24 protein-coding genes are annotated in these 17,539 nt (G+C 39.5%); 15 read left to right on the forward strand and 9 right to left on the reverse strand.

Features of this window, described 5'->3' with window-relative positions:
* Positions 1-5: 5 nt before the first annotated feature.
* The 5 genes from AC5EUN_RS09420 (at position 6) to AC5EUN_RS09440 (ending at position 4,519) form a co-directional block, all read left to right on the forward strand.
* The gene (locus tag AC5EUN_RS09420; protein ID WP_010326522.1) at positions 6-1,301 is read left to right on the forward strand and encodes a Y-family DNA polymerase; all 1,296 of its coding nucleotides are present in this window, start codon (positions 6-8) and stop codon (positions 1,299-1,301) included.
* A 61-nt stretch (positions 1,302-1,362) separates the two neighbouring features.
* Positions 1,363-1,869 (forward strand): GNAT family N-acetyltransferase, encoded by a 507-nt coding sequence (locus tag AC5EUN_RS09425; RefSeq protein ID WP_010326521.1) that lies wholly within the window; start codon positions 1,363-1,365, stop codon positions 1,867-1,869.
* Positions 1,870-2,078: 209 nt separating this feature from the next.
* Entirely contained in the window at positions 2,079-2,432 is a 354-nt protein-coding gene (locus tag AC5EUN_RS09430; protein WP_010326520.1) for a hypothetical protein, read from the forward strand.
* Positions 2,433-2,699: 267 nt separating this feature from the next.
* The gene (locus AC5EUN_RS09435; RefSeq protein ID WP_004637176.1) at positions 2,700-3,632 is read left to right on the forward strand and encodes an IS5-like element ISAha1 family transposase; all 933 of its coding nucleotides are present in this window, start codon (positions 2,700-2,702) and stop codon (positions 3,630-3,632) included.
* A gap of 29 nt (positions 3,633-3,661) precedes the next feature.
* Positions 3,662-4,519 carry a KAP family P-loop NTPase fold protein gene (locus AC5EUN_RS09440; protein WP_010326519.1) on the forward strand — a complete coding sequence of 286 codons (858 nt, stop codon included), beginning with the start codon at positions 3,662-3,664 and terminating at the stop codon, positions 4,517-4,519.
* Positions 4,520-4,550: 31 nt separating this feature from the next.
* On the opposite strand, the gene AC5EUN_RS09445 is transcribed toward AC5EUN_RS09440, so the two are convergent.
* The 9 genes from AC5EUN_RS09445 to AC5EUN_RS09485 all read right to left on the reverse strand — a co-directional run bounded on the left by AC5EUN_RS09445 (position 4,551) and on the right by AC5EUN_RS09485 (position 11,521).
* Positions 4,551-4,976 carry a hypothetical protein gene (locus AC5EUN_RS09445; RefSeq protein WP_493352296.1) on the reverse strand — a complete coding sequence of 142 codons (426 nt, stop codon included), beginning with the start codon at positions 4,974-4,976 and terminating at the stop codon, positions 4,551-4,553.
* Between the two features lie 345 nt (positions 4,977-5,321).
* On the reverse strand, positions 5,322-5,498 hold the full coding sequence (locus tag AC5EUN_RS09450) for a hypothetical protein (RefSeq protein WP_493352297.1): 177 nt from the start codon (positions 5,496-5,498) through the stop codon (positions 5,322-5,324).
* Positions 5,491-6,516 (reverse strand): IS30-like element ISAba125 family transposase, encoded by a 1,026-nt coding sequence (locus AC5EUN_RS09455; RefSeq protein ID WP_010326927.1) that lies wholly within the window; start codon positions 6,514-6,516, stop codon positions 5,491-5,493. Before AC5EUN_RS09455 ends, AC5EUN_RS09450 begins: the two co-directional genes overlap by 8 nt.
* Positions 6,517-6,553: 37 nt before the next feature.
* The gene (locus AC5EUN_RS09460; RefSeq protein ID WP_493352298.1) at positions 6,554-7,375 is read right to left on the reverse strand and encodes a putative phage abortive infection protein; all 822 of its coding nucleotides are present in this window, start codon (positions 7,373-7,375) and stop codon (positions 6,554-6,556) included.
* Between the two features lie 90 nt (positions 7,376-7,465).
* Positions 7,466-7,927, reverse strand: a complete 462-nt coding sequence (locus tag AC5EUN_RS09465; RefSeq protein WP_010326517.1) for a type II toxin-antitoxin system YafO family toxin — start codon at positions 7,925-7,927, stop codon at positions 7,466-7,468.
* A 2-nt stretch (positions 7,928-7,929) separates the two neighbouring features.
* Positions 7,930-8,091 (reverse strand): hypothetical protein, encoded by a 162-nt coding sequence (locus tag AC5EUN_RS09470; protein ID WP_155115399.1) that lies wholly within the window; start codon positions 8,089-8,091, stop codon positions 7,930-7,932.
* A 249-nt stretch (positions 8,092-8,340) separates the two neighbouring features.
* Positions 8,341-9,348, reverse strand: a complete 1,008-nt coding sequence (locus AC5EUN_RS09475) for a phage portal protein (RefSeq protein WP_010326516.1) — start codon at positions 9,346-9,348, stop codon at positions 8,341-8,343.
* A complete protein-coding gene (locus AC5EUN_RS09480; RefSeq protein ID WP_058952066.1) occupies positions 9,348-11,132 on the reverse strand; it encodes a terminase large subunit domain-containing protein in 1,785 nt (594 codons plus the stop codon). Before AC5EUN_RS09480 ends, AC5EUN_RS09475 begins: the two co-directional genes overlap by 1 nt.
* 209 nt (positions 11,133-11,341) lie before the next feature.
* Entirely contained in the window at positions 11,342-11,521 is a 180-nt protein-coding gene (locus AC5EUN_RS09485; RefSeq protein WP_029574996.1) for a hypothetical protein, read from the reverse strand.
* 220 nt (positions 11,522-11,741) lie between these two features.
* Here AC5EUN_RS09485 and AC5EUN_RS09490 point away from each other — a divergent pair, with 220 nt between their 5' ends.
* The 10 genes from AC5EUN_RS09490 to AC5EUN_RS09535 all read left to right on the forward strand — a co-directional run bounded on the left by AC5EUN_RS09490 (position 11,742) and on the right by AC5EUN_RS09535 (position 17,493).
* A complete protein-coding gene (locus AC5EUN_RS09490) occupies positions 11,742-12,563 on the forward strand; it encodes a GPO family capsid scaffolding protein (protein ID WP_010326514.1) in 822 nt (273 codons plus the stop codon).
* Between the two features lie 17 nt (positions 12,564-12,580).
* A complete protein-coding gene (locus AC5EUN_RS09495; protein WP_010326513.1) occupies positions 12,581-13,591 on the forward strand; it encodes a phage major capsid protein, P2 family in 1,011 nt (336 codons plus the stop codon).
* A gap of 7 nt (positions 13,592-13,598) precedes the next feature.
* Positions 13,599-14,282 (forward strand): phage terminase small subunit, encoded by a 684-nt coding sequence (gene gpM / locus AC5EUN_RS09500; protein WP_010326512.1) that lies wholly within the window; start codon positions 13,599-13,601, stop codon positions 14,280-14,282.
* Between the two features lie 95 nt (positions 14,283-14,377).
* Positions 14,378-14,830, forward strand: coding sequence for a head completion/stabilization protein (locus tag AC5EUN_RS09505; protein ID WP_010326511.1), 453 nt, complete (start codon positions 14,378-14,380; stop codon positions 14,828-14,830).
* The gene (locus AC5EUN_RS09510; protein WP_010326510.1) at positions 14,827-15,036 is read left to right on the forward strand and encodes a tail protein X; all 210 of its coding nucleotides are present in this window, start codon (positions 14,827-14,829) and stop codon (positions 15,034-15,036) included. The genes AC5EUN_RS09505 and AC5EUN_RS09510 overlap by 4 nt, the downstream gene beginning before the upstream one ends.
* Before the next feature lie 2 nt (positions 15,037-15,038).
* Positions 15,039-15,398 carry a putative holin gene (locus tag AC5EUN_RS09515; protein WP_010326509.1) on the forward strand — a complete coding sequence of 120 codons (360 nt, stop codon included), beginning with the start codon at positions 15,039-15,041 and terminating at the stop codon, positions 15,396-15,398.
* Positions 15,395-15,667 carry a phage holin family protein gene (locus AC5EUN_RS09520; RefSeq protein WP_010326508.1) on the forward strand — a complete coding sequence of 91 codons (273 nt, stop codon included), beginning with the start codon at positions 15,395-15,397 and terminating at the stop codon, positions 15,665-15,667. The genes AC5EUN_RS09515 and AC5EUN_RS09520 overlap by 4 nt, the downstream gene beginning before the upstream one ends.
* Positions 15,664-16,518, forward strand: a complete 855-nt coding sequence (locus tag AC5EUN_RS09525; protein WP_010326507.1) for an N-acetylmuramidase domain-containing protein — start codon at positions 15,664-15,666, stop codon at positions 16,516-16,518. Before AC5EUN_RS09520 ends, AC5EUN_RS09525 begins: the two co-directional genes overlap by 4 nt.
* A complete protein-coding gene (locus AC5EUN_RS09530; protein WP_010326506.1) occupies positions 16,515-17,042 on the forward strand; it encodes a phage tail protein in 528 nt (175 codons plus the stop codon). The genes AC5EUN_RS09525 and AC5EUN_RS09530 overlap by 4 nt, the downstream gene beginning before the upstream one ends.
* A gap of 10 nt (positions 17,043-17,052) precedes the next feature.
* Positions 17,053-17,493 carry a phage virion morphogenesis protein gene (locus tag AC5EUN_RS09535; protein WP_010326505.1) on the forward strand — a complete coding sequence of 147 codons (441 nt, stop codon included), beginning with the start codon at positions 17,053-17,055 and terminating at the stop codon, positions 17,491-17,493.
* Positions 17,494-17,539 lie beyond the last annotated feature (46 nt).

The raw sequence follows: 17,539 nt of genomic DNA on the forward strand, positions 1-17,539 counted from the left end.
GCAACATGAAAAATGAAACTGAAATATTCGCGCTCGTTGACGTGAATAATTGCTATGTCTCGTGTGAACGCGTATTTAATCCAAAGCTCAATGACCGTCCTGTGATTGTGTTAAGTAATAATGATGGTTGTGTGGTTGCTCGAAGCCAAGAAGCCAAGGATCTCGGCATTGGCATGGCTGTCCCTTTTTTTCAAATTCAAGAACTTGTCCAGCAGCATAATATTCAAGTGTTTTCGAGTAACTATGCTTTATATGGGGAAATGTCTCGCCGCTTCATGCAGTTATTGGGGCAATATGTGGCAGCCGATGAACAAGAGATCTATTCCATTGATGAATGTTTTTTAAAGCTAACGGCTTATGAGTATTTATTTAACCTCACTGACTATGCCAAAGACATGAAAGACAAGGCATGGCAGTGGCTTGGTCTTCCCTGCTGTATTGGAATTGGTCGTTCCAAAACAGAAGCCAAAATAGCCAATCATTTAGCCAAGAAAAATAAGGCGTTGAATGGCGTGTGCAATTTGGCACACATGGATCCATGTACTGCTGAATACATGCTTGCAGATGTGGAGGTCGGTGAAGTCTGGGGCGTCGGTCGACAGAACTGCAAAAAGCTGAACGCGATGGGTATTTATACGGTTTTAGATTTGATCGACTCCAAGCCGAGTGAAATTAAAAAGCAATTTAGCATAGTGATGGAAAAGACTGTCCGTGAACTTCAAGGGATGTCTTGCATCAATATTGAAAGTGATGCGGTTGCACATAAGCAAATTATTAGTAGTCGCTCATACGGTCAAGCTGTGTATGAAATTGATGACATCAAAGCCTCTGTACGCTTATACGTTGCCAGTGCAGTTAAACGTCTACGTCATGATGGCTCTATTTGTAAAATGATCGGGGTGTATATTCAAACAGGTCGTTTTAGTCAAAGTGAACGTTACTCGCCCTATACCATTGTGCACATGCATGAACATACCGATGATCTACTTGAAATTACACAAGCAGCTATGAAAGGCATTGACCAAATTTACAAGTCAGGGTTTAAATACAAAAAGGCAGGCATCGTCCTTTTGGAAATTATGGATAAATCTAAATTTGTGCATGATCTTTTTACCGACTATAGCCATAAAAATAACCGTGAAGAACTCTCCAATACCATGGATGCTATTACTGAACGTTTTGGTAAAAGTATGATTTCTTTAGGGGTTTGCCATGAGAAAAGAGAACCTTGGCAAATGAATCAGTGCAATCGCTCCCCTGCCTATTTAAGCAACTGGTCGGAGCTATTTAGAGTGGGTTGAAGTTAAGTCTTCATAAAAGTAGCTCACTTTATACTACACGAATACTCATAAGGATTTTTTAATGAACATCACGATTCGAGACGAACAGCCAGAAGATATTGAAGGCATTGAGAAGTTGACTCGCGCTGCATTTTTAAATGCAGAACATACCAGCCATACGGAACAATTCATTGTGAACAGTCTCCGAAAAAGTGGTCAACTCCCGATCTCTTTAGTTGCTGTTGAAGATGATTCAATTATCGGTCATGTCGCCATTTCACCTGTATCTATCTCGACAGGTACAACTGGTTGGTATGGCCTAGGCCCAATTTCTGTCTACCCAACTAAACAAGGTTTGGGCATTGGGTCACAGCTGATGCAGGCATCCCTTGAAAAATTAAAACAACTGGGTGCCAAAGGCTGTGTTCTACTAGGGGATCCCAATTATTATCATCGCTTTGGGTTTCGACCTTATCTAGAGTTGGTTTTACCTAGCGTTCCTAGCGAATACTTTCAATCCCTTAGTTTCAATGGAGAAATACCTCAGGGCGTTGTCAGTTATCATGACGCATTTAATGCCACTGAATAAATTGAACTTTTAAATATCAATTTACTCTGTTGTGTAAAGTTTGAATGAATACTTTAAACCGTATTTTGAACCGCTTAAGGTGAATAACAGTACGTTTATACAACGTAAAACTCCATTTATGTAAAGCGAATGTAAAGCAAACTTTTAAACTTAAGATATACCAAATAGTATATATGGACTTATGATTTATATATAAAAAGGTCATTTTTATGAAAAATGCTTTAGGTGCAACACTCGTTACTTTAGCCTTAGTGGGTTGTACTTCTGCACCAACAGGAAAAGTCACTCAAGAAAACACATCAAGCAATAATACTGCAGAAACACAAGTGATTCACTTCACAGGACCAATGGATTTAACCATTGAACTGAAGTCATCTGATAATTTTGAAACAGCGATGATGACGGATAACTCAGATCGAACATTCATGCTGAAAAGTGCACCAGCCGCAAGCGGTATGTTTATGACGGACGGCAAAGGCGTATCGATTCACATCAAAGGAAGTGAAGGCATTGTCGAGTTTGTCAAAGATAAGCCGATCCAGATTACTGAGTTTAAGAAATAAACGTCATAGCTAATACAGCTAATCGTTTATTAGAAAAGGTCATGTAGGACAACTCCCACATGACCTTTATTTTGTCTTTACTCAGGATACGTTAATCAGTTTTCAATATTTAGTGAACTAATACACCACTCAACTTTTGAAACTCATAAGGTGTGTGATTCATAGAGATCGTTTCAATTTAGCGATCTCTAAATCCATCTTGTAATTGGCGTGGGCTTTGTTGCACAAACCTATCTCTAAAGGCTTATTCCACAATATAATTCTCAAATGAATAAGCCCACACCTAAAATCTATCGTACAACCAATTGGTCTTCTTATAACAGTGCATTAATAAATCGAGGAAATCTCTCAATTTGGTTTGATCCCAAGACTCAATGGTACGCTCAACCCAAAGGTAAACATGGTCGAAATCAAACTTATTCAGATACAGCCATCCAATGCTGTTTAATGATCAAATCCTTATTTCGTCTTTCTTTACGCATGGTCACTGGCTTTGTGCAAAGTCTCATTCATCTTTGTAGATTAGATTGGACAGCACCAGACTATTCCACCATCTGCAGAAGACAAAAGCATATTGATATTGCAATTAACTATCAAAAAAGCAGTAATGGTCTCCAGCTACTCGTCGATTCTACTGGCTTAAAGTTTCTAGGCGAAGGTGAATGGAAGCGTAAGAAACACCAACCTGAATATCGTCGCCAATGGCGTAAACTTCATATTGGTATAGATGCTGAAACCCTTCAAATACGCGCTATTCAACTCACTACAAATAATGTGAGTGATTCACAAGTGCTTGGTGATTTACTCGATCAGATTCCACAAGATGAGCAGATTGACTCTGTCTATACTGATGGGGCTTATGACACCAAGCAATGCCGTCAAGTAATTGCAGACCGACAAGCACATGCGGTGATTCCGCCAAGAAAAAATGCGAAACCTTGGAAAGATACAAAGACCAGCTCGCTAGAGCGAAATGAATTACTTCGAACAGTTAAACGTTTAGGAAGAACAATATGGAAAAATTGGTCAGGCTATCATCGCAGAAGTCTGATAGAAACCAAGATGCATTGCATCAAATTATTAGGCGATAAACTCCGTGCGAGAAACTTTCAAAGCCAAGTCAATGAGATTCATGCACGTGTGGCCGTATTAAATAAATTTACAGATTTAGGTCGACCTCACACCCAAGTTGCCACTTAAATTTAGATAACTTGGAAGAAGTTTAGCTTTTGAATGTTTGTGCAACAAAGCCCTTTAAAGCTCAACTTGCTGAAATTACAAAAAAAGAGAAAAAACCTTTAGTCTTTATTGTTGATGAACTTGACCGCTGTAAACCTGAATTTGCGATTCGCCTAATCGAACGTATCAAGCACTTTTTTGACATTCCAAAAGTTGTATTCATTCTTGCTGTGAATAAAAATCAACTAGAAGAATCGATCAATAATTTTTATGGATTTTCGAGTACTGCAAATTATCTTGAGAAGTTTATAGATTTTTCTGTGATGTTGAAAAATAAAGACTTAGATGGGAGCAGGTATGCTGAAATACTAAATAACTATAATAAAGATTATCAACTTGACCTTCAGAGAAATGAACTTCATACTTTCATAGCCTTATGTAAGACATATTCCCCTAATCCAAGGCAACTTGTTAAAATTATTAATAAGTTTTCCTTATTAAAATATGATTTGAATGAGACACAAAAAGTTTTTCTATTTATTTTCCTAATCTATTCTGAATTAAGATTAATTACCTCCTTTACAGATACAGAATTTTCTACGCATTTCTACAATCACCATAAAAATGTTTTCCATAAATTCAATTTTAATAGTACTAATAGCCCAGCAGAAAAGAGAGCTTCATTTTTTCAATTCTTAACTAATGATATTTACTCTAAAAATTCAAACACTAATATTTTCGCTTATTTATCTGCGTACATTGAGTATCAAAATTTATCACCTGCTGAGTCAATAAATTCTAAATATCGCCACTATAAAGATTGCAAAAACCATTACTACCCTACTGAAAATCAATCAAATGATCTAATGGATGAGTGGTATAAGTATGTGCATATGATTGAGGGGTAAAACTTCGATTTTAGCAAAAGAAAAGTGCCTCTTAGGCACTTTTCTTTTGTTGTTTTTCTTCATTGTTATTCATATATTTACAATATTCTAAGTAATCAATGTTGTATTTAATAACTGTTAGTACGGTTTCCGTATATTCATTTTTTCTAAGCTCCTCCAAGAATGAATCAATCATTCCTAAGTAGTTATTTTTTTGCTCGATATGTTCTTTGCAAACGTCTATACTTGAATCCAAATCAGATAGTGAGTAAATTGAAGCTGAATTACATCTAACTTTTTCATAATATACTGGCTCTCTTCCCTCCACCTTAAAATAATTTTCAACATACTCAATCATACTCTTATACTCTTTTATATACCCCTCATAATCTTTAATTTCATTAATTTTTTTATAATATGAAATAGATTTTTCCTTAATAATTTCAATGTTATTTTCCGTGAAAATTAATTCATTCATCTTCCAAGAAATTAGTGAATTAATTGATGCAGCAACTCTAATTGAGTTTAAATTTAAAATGAACTTTACATCTTTTAGTTTTATACAAATACTATTAAAATCCTTCTCACTCAAACCAAATTTAATTCGACTTAACTCATCAAAATAAGATTTATATGCATCACTATCTTCGAAAGCAATTCCATTATATTTATACGCGAATCTAGATATTTTATTTATAGCCTTATGATCATAAACATTGTTTTCAAAAAGAATATGTTCAAATATCCCATATTTTTCAACTAAACTCTTAAAATTATCCTTGCCATATTTCCCTAAGCAATTAAAGAAAAATACTTGGCGAATTCAAACATGAGGTGCGACAGTTTGAAAAGTCTTATGATAATCAACAAGCTGAGCAAATTTCTCTAATGGTGTAAGCCAATCTAACGCTTTTCTAGGACGAGTATTCAGTGACATGGCAACTTGATTTAAATAATGCTGATCTGCCTGATTTAAATCAATCCCGGCGAATTCAAACATGAGGTGCGACAGTTTGAAAAGTCTTATGATAATCAACAAGCTGAGCAAATTTCTCTAATGGTGTAAGCCAATCTAACGCTTTTCTAGGACGAGTATTCAGTGACATGGCAACTTGATTTAAATAATGCTGATCTGCCTGATTTAAATCAATCCCTTTAGGTAAATATTGCCTAATTAAACCATTCATATTTTCGCATGTGCCTTTTTGCCAGGGTGAATGTGGGTCACAGAAATATACATCTATGCCTAAATCTTCTTCAAGTATTTTATGTTCTGCCATCTCGCGTCCACGGTCATAGGTCAACGTTTTACGCAGTTCTGCAGGTAAATATTTCAGAGCTTCAGTTAAAGCCTTGCGCACTGATTCTGCCTTTGCATCAGGTAATGTTGCCAAGATACAGAGCCGTGTATTTCGTTCAATAAGTGTTGCTATCGAACTTTTATTGTCTTTACCTTTAATTAAATCAGCTTCCCAATGACCCGGTATTTTTCTTTCTTGAACTTCGGCTGGGCGCTCATGAATAGTTTTAATATCCTGTAATATAGAATCTTTTTTAGGTTCACCGTTAGCTTTTCGCTTTTTATTTTCATGACGTAGACAGGATAATAAGTCTTTTTTCAACTCACCCTTGGGTAATGCTCGTATCGTTGAATAAATCGTTGTATGGCTTACATTCATTGTTTGATCCAAATCAGGAAATGTCTTTAAACGCTTTGCTATTTGCTGAGGAGACCATAAACAACGGATCGCTTCAACAATAAATTTCCAGAGGATTGAATCGATTTTGAGTTTTCTGTGACCACGTCTACGTCTAGCAAAAGTGTTATCAGAAGCATATCGAGCTTGATAAACGTCATTGATGCTATTTCTTTTAAGCTCACGATAGATCGTACTAGGATGTCTTTTAATAAGTTCAGCAAATTTTCTGGCTGAAAAGCCTTCTTTTCTTGACTCAAGCATTAATGCAGTACGATCTTCAAAGTTAAGATGATGGTATGACAATTTTATATACTCCATAAACCCTTTAAATTAATTAGGTGGTTTATGTCGCACTTCAAGTTTTACTCTGCCCTTCAAGCTCATATTGTGTCAATGTTGCTCTAAAGATATCAAAATATTCTTTTCTCTTTTTAGAGTAGTGTTCAGTATCAGTATGACCATTAAGATCATCTGTATTATCAATTAATTTTGTAATTTGATAGCAAATTCGAAAATAACTACCCATGTAATCTAAGAGGTTATGCCGATAGTATTCTTCCCAAGCCATAGAGGTTTGAGATTGTTTGAATCCTTCTATACCATATTTTATGGCTTCTTTTCCAACAAATAATTCTGCTTCCTGATGTCCTTTAGCTGTTCTAAAATATCTAATATCATTCGTAATATCAGTTTTTGCTTTTAACAACTGGAAAAAAAGGCTTTCAAAATTTTGAAGTGCAATTTGTTGTTGTTGTGCAATTGCTGCATCTTGCTGACTCTTCAATGTATCTTTATTTAACTCTAAAATCTCAACTTGAGTTTTTACGTTTTCACTTTCAAGCCTAGCAATTTCTTCTTGATGTTTTGCTGACTCTTCTTGAGCTTTAGTCGCTTTAGCCAACTCTACTCGTGTTTCTTTTAACTCTTTAATTTGTAGTCGAACTGAATATGTCAGCCAGTAAAAGGCAAATAATGCAAAAATTGGGTTAAGAATGCCCCCAAAGAAATCGCCTACTGGTCCCCAACTTTGAGCAGATTCAGTAACTTTAAGATTAATAAAAATCATATAAAAAAATATAGCTGTAATAAGAATCAGAAAAACCATGATTCGATGGAAATTGATATCTCTATCAATTTTGTCTAAATCAGCATTGTCTTTTTTATCAAGTTGGTTCATATCAAATTATTAGCAAGCAAGTCGATTCAAGCCACAAGTATAATTTGATACGCAGTATCTATCTATTTTTAATTAATATTTTTAAGTGATTTAGGCAGTCAAATTAATTTGAGTCAATCGGTACTGCTCTGCTTCATGAATAAAAATTTGAACATCCTGCTCATATTGAGCATGACTTTCTGATTTATAAAACTCAAGCACAAAATAATGATGTATACCGTTATGCTCGAAATAAGAATAAACTAAATAGCTATCGCTGGTGCATTCCCATTGGGTTTTCGCAGAACCATCAAGAAAGTCCCACTTAGAATGAGGTTGCTTTACGTGCAAGTGTTGAATATTCTGATTACTAGCTTCAGGGTATTTTTTATCGAAACGATCACGCCCAAACAAAGGAGATAAACTTTCGTAGGTTTCTTGTGCATGACGTCTAGGTGATGGGTGTTCATGAGGTTCACTATTTTCTTTGTAATAGCAAAACTCCTCAAAAACTTCTTTGAAATCTGAGTCATTATTAAATTTTGAGTGATATGCAAATACAAATTGAGACAATCTTAGCCTCGAAGACTAACAGACTGTCTCACTTTTTCCATACGTTCTGTACCACGTTGAGCTGCTTGTTCAGCAGTATTTACTAACGTAGCTAAACGTTCTGGTGACATTTCACGACGGTTGGTACGTTTTTCGGCTGGACGAGGTACTACCATAGTGTTCATAACAGACCTCCTTTTTTAATAAATGATGGGCATATAAGATACTATGCTTGGAAGTTCTTAAGAACTTCCAAGCATAGTATCTAAGTAGCATTTTTTGTTCAATTGTTTTTACAAAACTTATACTATTTCTTATCTATCTAAAAAAAGAAAAACTCCATGAACTACATGGCGATTATCTAAATAATCGCCATGTAGTTCATGGATTATACCAGAGTATCTAAGTACCCACAATTGCCGAAATGACATTTCTTATTTTTTTACACCTAATTTAGAAAATTGTATCACATTTAAACCCAACCACTCATTAATCGGGTTTGCAATTCTTTGCATGAGAGGTTCTATCTCCGCATTCCAATGAACTTCTTGCGCTTCCGTAATAGAGCCAAAACCACCCGTATTATTGGGAATAATGCCTAGTAACTGAGGTGGTGTACGCATAGCCGCCAATATGTCATCCCGAGTAATAGACTTAATATGTGCAAACTCATCCTTCGCTGCCACTTCCGACACGGGTATTAACTTAATACCATCGGGCTTACCACTGGGTGAGTACAAAAACAGATTTCTAAAGTTCCCTGGTCCTTTACTGTCTTTAAGTGCCTGACGTAAATTATTTACATCGTCTTCATTCTGCTGCGGATCGGTCAGGTACAAAATAAACCCAGCATGAGAACCATTGTTATAGTACTTACGACGGAACAAAGTCGCAGACTCATTTAACCAAGCAGACTGCAAAGCTGCCAAATATTCAGGTGTGCCATACACTTCCTGATTTATATCGCACTCACGTACCTGAAAAACTGAATCACGCTCAAAATGGTGGTACTTCCAGTTTTCTGTAATCATTAAAAATTCTTTCGGGTCTTGTTTACGTCGCATGTATTTGGCCAAAGGCGTAGTCACCTGCACCACTTGGTTTGAACGACTCTTTACTGCTTCCACATAGCCCATACCAAACACCAAAAAGTCCATGACCAACTGCTCAAAGGCTTTGGAAGACATCAACTTATTCGGCTTAAATGCAGAAACCAACTGATTGCGCTTATAAATAATAGCGGTCGACAAATAAGGTGTAGAACGGAAAGACTTTGCCAAGCCCTCAAGACTCACTGGCGGCTCATAGTAAGTCCCATTCCAATACACCTGAAACATACTCATGTAATCATGCGTATTCATGACAGGTTCAGGGTCACCAAAGGTAAAGGCTTGAATCGCATTGTTTTGCGCCACAGCAGGCAAGTTTTGAGTTTCAGACATTAGAATATTTCCATTGCAGCAGTATTGTGGACGTTACGCCCTTCCAGTGGTTCATTTGCAAAGACATGCATGCACGCCCAAGCAAGGTCGGCATGCCCTACTTCTTCTGAACGTGTAGCTTCAAAAGTGAATTGGCGACCTGAGCCTGTCATGGTCTTTTTGATGGCCATAAAGCTTTGTGCGACATCGGTCCAGCCTGCATCAAACTCAAAACGACCTTGATGAACCACATCCATGGCTTTCAGTACCAACATTGTTTTAACCTCTACCGAATAGCTAAAAGTGGTTAGTGCTGGGAAGAACTGGCGTACCAATTGGGCAACCCCTGTCCCCATGCCTGTGGTGTCTAAACCAATGTAGGTCACACGGTAGTTTTCACAAACTTTTTTGATGTAAGCCGCCTGCGCCTGAAAGTCCATACCTTTAAATTGATGACGTTCCAGTAGGCGGAATTTTGAATAATTAATCGATGGTGGTGCAATCACCACTAAACCCGCTGTGTCACCCGATTCAGCAGGGTCATAACCGACCCATACTTCCTGATAACCAAATGGCCGAAGGGCTAAAGGTTTAAAGTCTCTGTCCCACAGTACCCATGAGTCCACCATGCACGGCTGCATAACTGAAAGTGGAAAGACCGAATGTCCATCATCCATGAACATACACATGAGCAAGTTGGCAAAACTTTCTGCCGAATACTCAAAGCGTAATTCATCAATATCGAATAGGTCACAACCGCCGCGTTCAGCATCTAAAATAGTGACAATCTGTCGCCAAATTTTGTCTTCACAGAGTCGACCATCTTTTAAGGCTTCATGGCTGACATCAATATTCAGTCGTTTATCTTTAGGTCTGCCCTTGTTAAAGATTTCCCCTGTCCAAAAGTTAAAAGCTTCGTGGCTTTTTGATGATGGCGTAGAGAAATAGGTTTTGCGCCAGCGTTTGTGCATAGCCATACCAGAGGCAACTTTCTGTAAGGTCTGAAAACCATGTACCCAAAAGTATTCATCGAAGTAAAAATTGCCGTGGAAGCCCTGAGCTGTTTTGGCATTGGTACCTAAAAATATTAGTTCTGAAGGTGGACCTTCTTCAAAGTTCAGGACGATTGGATCGCCCTGTAGATCAAGATCAATCGACTCAGCAGCAAAGGACTTAATATAGGATTTAAAAACGTGTGCCTGTGCTTTGGAAGCAGAAAGAAAAATCTGATTACCTCCGCCTGTGATCGCATCAACGAAAGCTTCTCGCCCAAAGTAATACGTCGCGCCAATTTGACGACTTTTTAAGATATTGCGTGAGCGCTGATTTTTGGCTTTGAACCAAGTACGTTGATAGTCAAATAATCCCTCATCAAAATCTGCCTGAACCTTTTCAATCATGGCCTGCGTAATCAAGTTTCGCTTAGGCATCTTTTTCGGTTTGGCATTACGGTTTTGAATTTTGGGATTGATGTCGGCTTCATTACCGCCATCACTGAGGTATTTTTCGCGTCGGCTATATTTGTCTTTTTGACGTTCTAATAGGTCGATTTCTTTGAAATCCCCTGGTGTTTTTTTCTCGAGCAAATACAAGGTACACAAACGGGCTTCGAGTGCCTGTGCAGCAATTCCTTCAGGTGCTTCTTTGTCCCATTCGTCACGGGCTTTCCATGAATGAACGGTTTTTTCATTTTCCTGTAGGTATTCCGCAATGCTGCTGATACGCCAACCCATCCAGTAAAGGAACTTTGCCTTTACTCGGTTATCAAATGTTAGCTCGAAGCGTTCGGTGTCAAATGTATTCATGCGCCAATTAAAGCAATGCACTTTGTACAAAGCTTGATTTAGCTTTTGTATGATCCCCTCTTACAAAGGGCTTTATTTAAGAACTTGGATAAGGTTAGAAAGTGCTAAAAGGATTGGTGCAGCTTGAGTAATCAAAATTCCAATTAAAACGTAGGATATGACAACATAAGTCCAAGTACGTAATTCCTTATTTTTAGATTGTTTTTCCATCATTGAGGTAGGCCTACATAAAATGAAATTATATTTAAAAGTGTTCTTGTCGCCATTAGAGCTATAGCAATTAATGCAAGATTCCAGAATATTTTCACAAAACTTTCTGGTTTTAAGTTCATAGCTTCCATTGTCGCTCCTAGAAACTTAACTAAAAATTTAGTATTGTTATCTCTCATATTTTTGATCCTTACTTGATCTAAGGGTTGGAAATAAAAAAGCCAAGAATTGCCGTTCTTGGCTTTTTGCTTTTGTGCCTATTATTCAGTTTTCCTACCTCAGATCATTCCTTGTGATTTGTAGCATCCCCTCTTACAAAGCAGATTTATTTACTAATGCCGTCGGACTTTCAATGATGCTCATTATTTGATGAGCAAATTTCTGAACGGTTAAAACACCATGACAAATAAATCAAAGTTCTTTCGTGTTGCAGTCGAAGGAGAAACCATTGATAAGCGCGTGATTGAACGCTCTTGGATTGAACAAGCTGCAAAAAACTACAACCAGTCTGTATATGGCGCGCGTATTTGGGTTGAGCACCTACGTGGTGTAATGCCCGATTCTTCCTTCCGTGCTTATGGCGATGTGCTTGCAGTCAAAGCCGAAGAAGTCGACATGAACGGTGAGAAGAAGCTGGCATTGTTTGCACAAATTGACGCAACTTCTGACTTGGTCGAAATGAACAAAAAGCGTCAGAAGATTTTCACCAGTATCGAAATTGACCCGAATTTCCAAGGTAAAGGCGAAGCCTATTTAGTAGGCCTAGCAGTGACTGATTCCCCTGCTTCTATCGGTACTGAAAAACTCAGCTTTTCCAGCATGGTTGCTAAGTTTGGTGAAAACTCTGAGAAGAATGCCTTTTCCATTGCTGCAGAAACTCAAATCGAGTTTGAAGACGACAGCAAAGGCTTATTTGCTGGAATGGTTCAGAAGTTCAGTGACCTATTCTCCCCGCAAATTGAACAACAAGGCGCAGAAGCCAAACTGAACTTTACCGAAGTCAAAAAAGTACTCGAGCAAATTGCAGAAACCTTTGGCAAGCAAAGTACGGCTTTCTCAAAAATGCAGCAGGAACTAAACGAGCTGAAAACCCAATATAGCGAACTTGAGCAAAAACACAGCACCCTTTCAGACTCATTCAATCATCAACCTGACCCAAATCATAACAAACGACCTGAAAGCACTGGGCATTCAGGCAGTAATGCTGCTGTCGTTTACTAATACGGAATTTCTTAATCATGCGTAACGATACACGAAAAAAGTTTAATCACTACATGGGCGAAGTTGCCCGCATTAACGAAGTCGACAGTGCAGCGGTTCAGTTCACTGTTGCACCAACACCGGCACAAAAGTTGGAAGAAAAAATTCAGCTATCAAGCGAGTTTTTAGGTCGTATCAATGTCATTGAAGTGGTTGAGGCAACTGGTCAAGCCATTGGTCTTTCTGTAAATAGCACCATTGCTGGTCGTACTGATACCACAGGTGATGCCAAACGTAATCCATCCGATCCGACAGGTCTAACGGCTAACACCTATGCCTGTCAAAAAACAGACTTCGACATTGCCTTACTCTATTCAAAAATCGATGCCTGGGCAAAGTTTGCCGACTTCCCTGAAAAATGGGCAGGTGCTTGTGCCAAAGCGATTGGCTTAGACCGCATTATGATTGGCTGGAACGGTACAAGCATCGCAACAACCACCAACCGCAACACCAATCCATTGCTGCAAGATGTAAACGAAGGCTGGCTATATAAAATTCGTACCCGCAGCCCTGAACGCAATATGACCGAGGTCGTACAAGGCTCAGGCAAAATTACTGTGGGCTCTACAGGTGACTATAAAAACTTGGATGCCTTAGTGAAGCAAGCTGTTGATAGCTTGATTGATGAAGTTCACCAGGATGCGACGGATCTAGTAGTGATCTGCGGTCGTTCTCTATTGAACGATAAGAACTTTGCCATTTTGAACCAAGATCAAGACAACCAAAACACGCTTGCAGGTCAGGTTTTGGTAGGTCAAAAGCAAATTGGTGGCTTACCTGCCGTTCGCGTTCCCTTCTTCCCAGATAACACGTTCCTGATCACCTCTCTCGACAATTTGTCAATTTACTACCAAGAAGGTGGCAAACGTCGCTTCATTCGTGAAGAACCTGAGAAAAACCGTGTTGCAGACTATCAATCGAGCAACGAAGACTACGTGATCGAAGCCTATGAAAAAGTGGCTTTGGTTGAAAACATCGAAGTTCTGTAGGTGACAAATGAATCACGCACGTAACCACTTTCTTCGCGTTTTGGCAGAGAAATCTGCCAAGGCGGATGCCTTTGGAGCAACCCGCCATGATGCATCGATCTATCAACTCCAGTTGGCGGAACTGAAAAATGATAAATCACTGCTTTCACATATCAAATCAGATGAAAGCCGTGCTGAAGCTAAAGGCAAACTGATTCCAAAATACCAACCTTATGTCGAAGGTATTTTGGCGGCCAATCAAAAGGTGGACGACGAAGTTGTCACCACCATCATGCTGTGGTGTTTTGATGCTGGCATGTTCCATGAAGGCTTAAAGATTGCTGTGTTTGCTTTAGAACACGGATTAGATATGCCTGACTCTTTTAGCCGGGACACTCCAAGTATTGTGGCTGAAGAAATTGCTAATGCTGCATTGACCAAGCTGAAAGCAAGCGAAGTATTTGATTTAAATACTTTGCTTGATGCTGAAAAACTTACTGAAGGTTTTGACTTACATGATCCTATTCGCGCCAAGTTGTACTGCGCAATTGGGAAAGTTTTTCTGTCTGAAGACAATTATGTACCTGCAATTGAGTACATGAAAAAAGCGATTGCCAAGAAAGACAACGTCGGCTGTAAACAAGACCTTGATCGTGCTGAAAAGCTCTTGGCCAAACAATTAGAAGAACAGCAAGCTGCTGCATCTTCTTAACCTGTGCCCCCCGCACCTGGTCGGCATGATGGGGATGACAAAACTTTTAAGTTGTTGTTCTGAACCATCATCCACCGACCACCTAGGATATGACTATGACTGGTTTTAGCTTTAATGCACCTACAACCATGCCAGATGAGTCGATTAGCAATGATGGGTTCTTTCCCAATCTTCAATTGAATCTGATCCGGGAATCTGTGCGTTTAGATGGCAGCATTTCCAACCCTCGTCTAAAAGATGCCGCGATTGCAGCCATGTTAGAAATCAATGAGCAACTACGCTCGCTCAAATTTAAAGCATCGGCACTAAGTGAGCTCGCAACTTCGACCATCGATGGAAAGCCCAATACTGAACTTCTGTATTTACGTGCAATTCATTCTGCGATCGCAGCGGACATTAATGAAAAATATCGAAGCTATGACAGCACAGGTGATGGCCAGAAACGGGCTGAAGAATTGTCACCGACCATTGATGAACATCGACGTAACTTGCGTTGGGCGATTCGTGACTTGCTTGGTACCAGTCGCTGTACCGTGGAATTGATATGAAAACAGTGAAGTCCGTTCAGGGGGACACGATTGATCTGATCTGCTGGCGCTATTACGGTCGAACCGCTGGTGTTACTGAGACAGTGTTGGAAAGCAACCCGGCTTTGGCTGAACAAGGTCCAATACTGGTGCTTGGCACTGAGGTTGTTTTGCCTGATATCCCCGCCCAACAGCAGATGACAAAAACAATTAATTTATGGGATTAAGCATGCCTGAACCTACCACGACAACCACAACGGCAACAGCTATCAGTTTAAGTGCCGTTTCCATCCTGCCTTTTATTAATGGTAATGCCCTACTCGGCGCTGTTTTAGGTGCAGCATTTATTGCCACCTATGAAAAAGATTTATCTGCTTGGCAGCGCTTACGCACGATGCTGCTTTCAACGGGTATTGGCTATTTGCTTGCATCTGAAATTACCAGCCGAACTTTTATCACCAGCGATGCGACAGCAGCGCTTATTGCATCCACATTTTCACTTTTCATTTTGATTAAAGCAGTTGATTGGGTGAAGACATCCAAACTGTCTGACATTTGGAAGACTTTTAGAGGTGGAGGTGCCTCATGATCGAATTCTTATTTCAATTTATCGCTGTTTTGGCCTATCTGATTTGCGGTATCCGCATTGCTTGTTATAGCCCTAAAGAAACCGCTTTCCATCGTGGTTACTCATGGCTGGCAACATTGCTTATTGCCTCTTTTCTTGGGCAGTCGGTTCACATTCTCTTCTTTAAAGATCCCGTCACCCTATGGGATGCCATCTTTGCACTGCTTCTTGCTGTCATCGTGCTTCGCAGCAGAGGAAATGTGGCCAAACTAATTTGGAGTCCATCATGAAGCTACTTAAATTTGGAGCTAAGGGTTCAGCCGTTTCTGAGCTACAGCAACTTCTGATTAAAAATGGCATGAAAGGTAAAAATAATAAACCTCTATCTATCGATGGCCACTTTGGTGAAAGTACTGAATATGCCGTGATTCAATTCCAGAAGAAGATGGACATTAAAGTGGATGGCATTGTCGGGAATACCACATTGAATGCCCTCAAAGGTCTGGACCTATCTAAACATCTAAAAGATGCGGACTTAACGATTGGTGCAAAACGGCTTGATGTCCCTGAAATTGTGATTCGTGCGATTGCCGAAGTTGAAACACAAGGCGAAGGGTATTTGCCTGATGGTCGACCGAAGATTCTGTTTGAACGTCACCGTATGTATTTCTACCTCAGCCAGAAACGTGGCAAAGCTTTTGCAGACAAAATGATGAGCCAATATCCCAATGTGATAAATACCCAAACAGGTGGGTACCACGGCAATGCTGCCGAATACACACGGTTAGCTTTAGCAAAGCAAATTGATGAAGACTCTGCTCTGATGTCGGCTTCATGGGGGCGCTTTCAATTGATGGGCGAAAACTGGAAAGACCTCGGTTATTCCTCTGTTCAGGAATTTGTAGAGCAGCATTATCAAAGTGAAAGCCTACAGTTTGAAGCCTTTCTCCGCTTTTGTGAATTTAAGTCGGGAACGGTCGCTGGGAAAAAATGGACTTTGCTAGAAGCATTACGCCAAGAGAATTGGGATGCAGTCTTTAGCTTATATAACGGTCGCAACTATAAAAAGCTGGGCTATGACAGCAAGTTCCTTCGAGTGATGAATCGCCTCGATCCAAACTACCAGAGAAAAACTGCATGAAAAAGCCGATTAGTCTGCGCGAACATTTGGTGAGTCATCTGAAGTTCCTCCAGGACAACCCAGATAAGCTCAGCATGCATATTGAAAGCGGTCGTTATCGTACTACGCTTGCAAATGGCTACGGCATGGAAAGTATTTCACCTGTGAAGTTTGTCATTCAAGACTTTACAGGTGATGCTGACCTGATTGCCTTCTTACTGTTTCAATGGATTCGCGTACACCAATCAGAGTTACTCGCCAATTTAGATAAAAACAAAGATGCTGTGAAGTTCGAGGCTGAATTTATTGATAACGATAAAGTCGATGTCATGTTTGAATTAGAACTGACAGAACGTGTGATTATTCAACTGCAAGAGCATGGTGGCTACAACTTTTCTTATCCCGAAGAACCTCAGTACCAACCCGCTTCACCTGCAACCGAATGCGAATTGCTAGATGATCAAGGCAACCTCTTAGCAACGTGGACCAGTGTTGAAACTTTAAATATAGTCGCACTCGAAATGCCTTTAGCGAAGAAACCATAAGGGTCAAGCCATGCGTGATAACTTAGACGATTTGGTCAAATACCTAACGCCGATGCTGAATAAACTCAGCGATGCTGAAATGACGAAGCTGAATAAAAAGGTTGGAGCAGATTTAAGAAAAAGCCAACAGCAACGTATTGCGGCACAAGTTGGCCCAGATGGCTCAAGCTTTGCTCCGAGACGTTTACGCGAAGGCAAAAGAATTCGTCGTAAAATGTTCACCAAACTCCGATCGCAGCGTTATTTTAGAAATTTTTCAAATGCCGAGATGGTAAGCGTTGGTTTTCTGAGTAATGTCGTTTTTGTAGCTCGTATCCACCAAGATGGTTTACGTGCCCGTGTCAGTAAAAATGGGCCATCCATTACCTATCCCAAACGTGAATTGTTGGGGTTTGCTCCAACTGATATTCAAATGATTGAAGACTCAGTCATGAGGCATTTAAAGCCCTAAATCTTAGAGCAAAATGAAGTCTCTCTATTTGTAATATCCCCTCTTA

This window comes from Acinetobacter sp. CAU_H_S170_2 (genome assembly GCF_058890445.1).

Bases quoted from the DNA above. Each gene is read 5' to 3' on its own strand.
- AC5EUN_RS09420 (WP_010326522.1), top strand. From the start codon at position 6: ATGAAAAATGAAACTGAAATATTCGCGCTCGTTGACGTGAATAATTGC.
- AC5EUN_RS09425 (WP_010326521.1), top strand. From the start codon at position 1,363: ATGAACATCACGATTCGAGACGAACAGCCAGAAGATATTGAAGGCATT.
- AC5EUN_RS09430 (WP_010326520.1), top strand. From the start codon at position 2,079: ATGAAAAATGCTTTAGGTGCAACACTCGTTACTTTAGCCTTAGTGGGT.
- AC5EUN_RS09435 (WP_004637176.1), top strand. From the start codon at position 2,700: ATGAATAAGCCCACACCTAAAATCTATCGTACAACCAATTGGTCTTCT.
- AC5EUN_RS09445 (WP_493352296.1), bottom strand. From the start codon at position 4,976: ATGAATGAATTAATTTTCACGGAAAATAACATTGAAATTATTAAGGAA.
- AC5EUN_RS09450 (WP_493352297.1), bottom strand. From the start codon at position 5,498: ATGTTTGAATTCGCCGGGATTGATTTAAATCAGGCAGATCAGCATTAT.
- AC5EUN_RS09455 (WP_010326927.1), bottom strand. From the start codon at position 6,516: ATGGAGTATATAAAATTGTCATACCATCATCTTAACTTTGAAGATCGT.
- AC5EUN_RS09460 (WP_493352298.1), bottom strand. From the start codon at position 7,375: ATGAACCAACTTGATAAAAAAGACAATGCTGATTTAGACAAAATTGAT.
- AC5EUN_RS09470 (WP_155115399.1), bottom strand. From the start codon at position 8,091: ATGAACACTATGGTAGTACCTCGTCCAGCCGAAAAACGTACCAACCGT.
- AC5EUN_RS09475 (WP_010326516.1), bottom strand. From the start codon at position 9,348: ATGTCTGAAACTCAAAACTTGCCTGCTGTGGCGCAAAACAATGCGATT.
- AC5EUN_RS09480 (WP_058952066.1), bottom strand. From the start codon at position 11,132: ATGAATACATTTGACACCGAACGCTTCGAGCTAACATTTGATAACCGA.
- AC5EUN_RS09485 (WP_029574996.1), bottom strand. From the start codon at position 11,521: ATGAGAGATAACAATACTAAATTTTTAGTTAAGTTTCTAGGAGCGACA.
- AC5EUN_RS09490 (WP_010326514.1), top strand. From the start codon at position 11,742: ATGACAAATAAATCAAAGTTCTTTCGTGTTGCAGTCGAAGGAGAAACC.
- AC5EUN_RS09495 (WP_010326513.1), top strand. From the start codon at position 12,581: ATGCGTAACGATACACGAAAAAAGTTTAATCACTACATGGGCGAAGTT.
- gpM (WP_010326512.1), top strand. From the start codon at position 13,599: ATGAATCACGCACGTAACCACTTTCTTCGCGTTTTGGCAGAGAAATCT.
- AC5EUN_RS09505 (WP_010326511.1), top strand. From the start codon at position 14,378: ATGACTGGTTTTAGCTTTAATGCACCTACAACCATGCCAGATGAGTCG.
- AC5EUN_RS09510 (WP_010326510.1), top strand. From the start codon at position 14,827: ATGAAAACAGTGAAGTCCGTTCAGGGGGACACGATTGATCTGATCTGC.
- AC5EUN_RS09515 (WP_010326509.1), top strand. From the start codon at position 15,039: ATGCCTGAACCTACCACGACAACCACAACGGCAACAGCTATCAGTTTA.
- AC5EUN_RS09520 (WP_010326508.1), top strand. From the start codon at position 15,395: ATGATCGAATTCTTATTTCAATTTATCGCTGTTTTGGCCTATCTGATT.
- AC5EUN_RS09525 (WP_010326507.1), top strand. From the start codon at position 15,664: ATGAAGCTACTTAAATTTGGAGCTAAGGGTTCAGCCGTTTCTGAGCTA.
- AC5EUN_RS09530 (WP_010326506.1), top strand. From the start codon at position 16,515: ATGAAAAAGCCGATTAGTCTGCGCGAACATTTGGTGAGTCATCTGAAG.
- AC5EUN_RS09535 (WP_010326505.1), top strand. From the start codon at position 17,053: ATGCGTGATAACTTAGACGATTTGGTCAAATACCTAACGCCGATGCTG.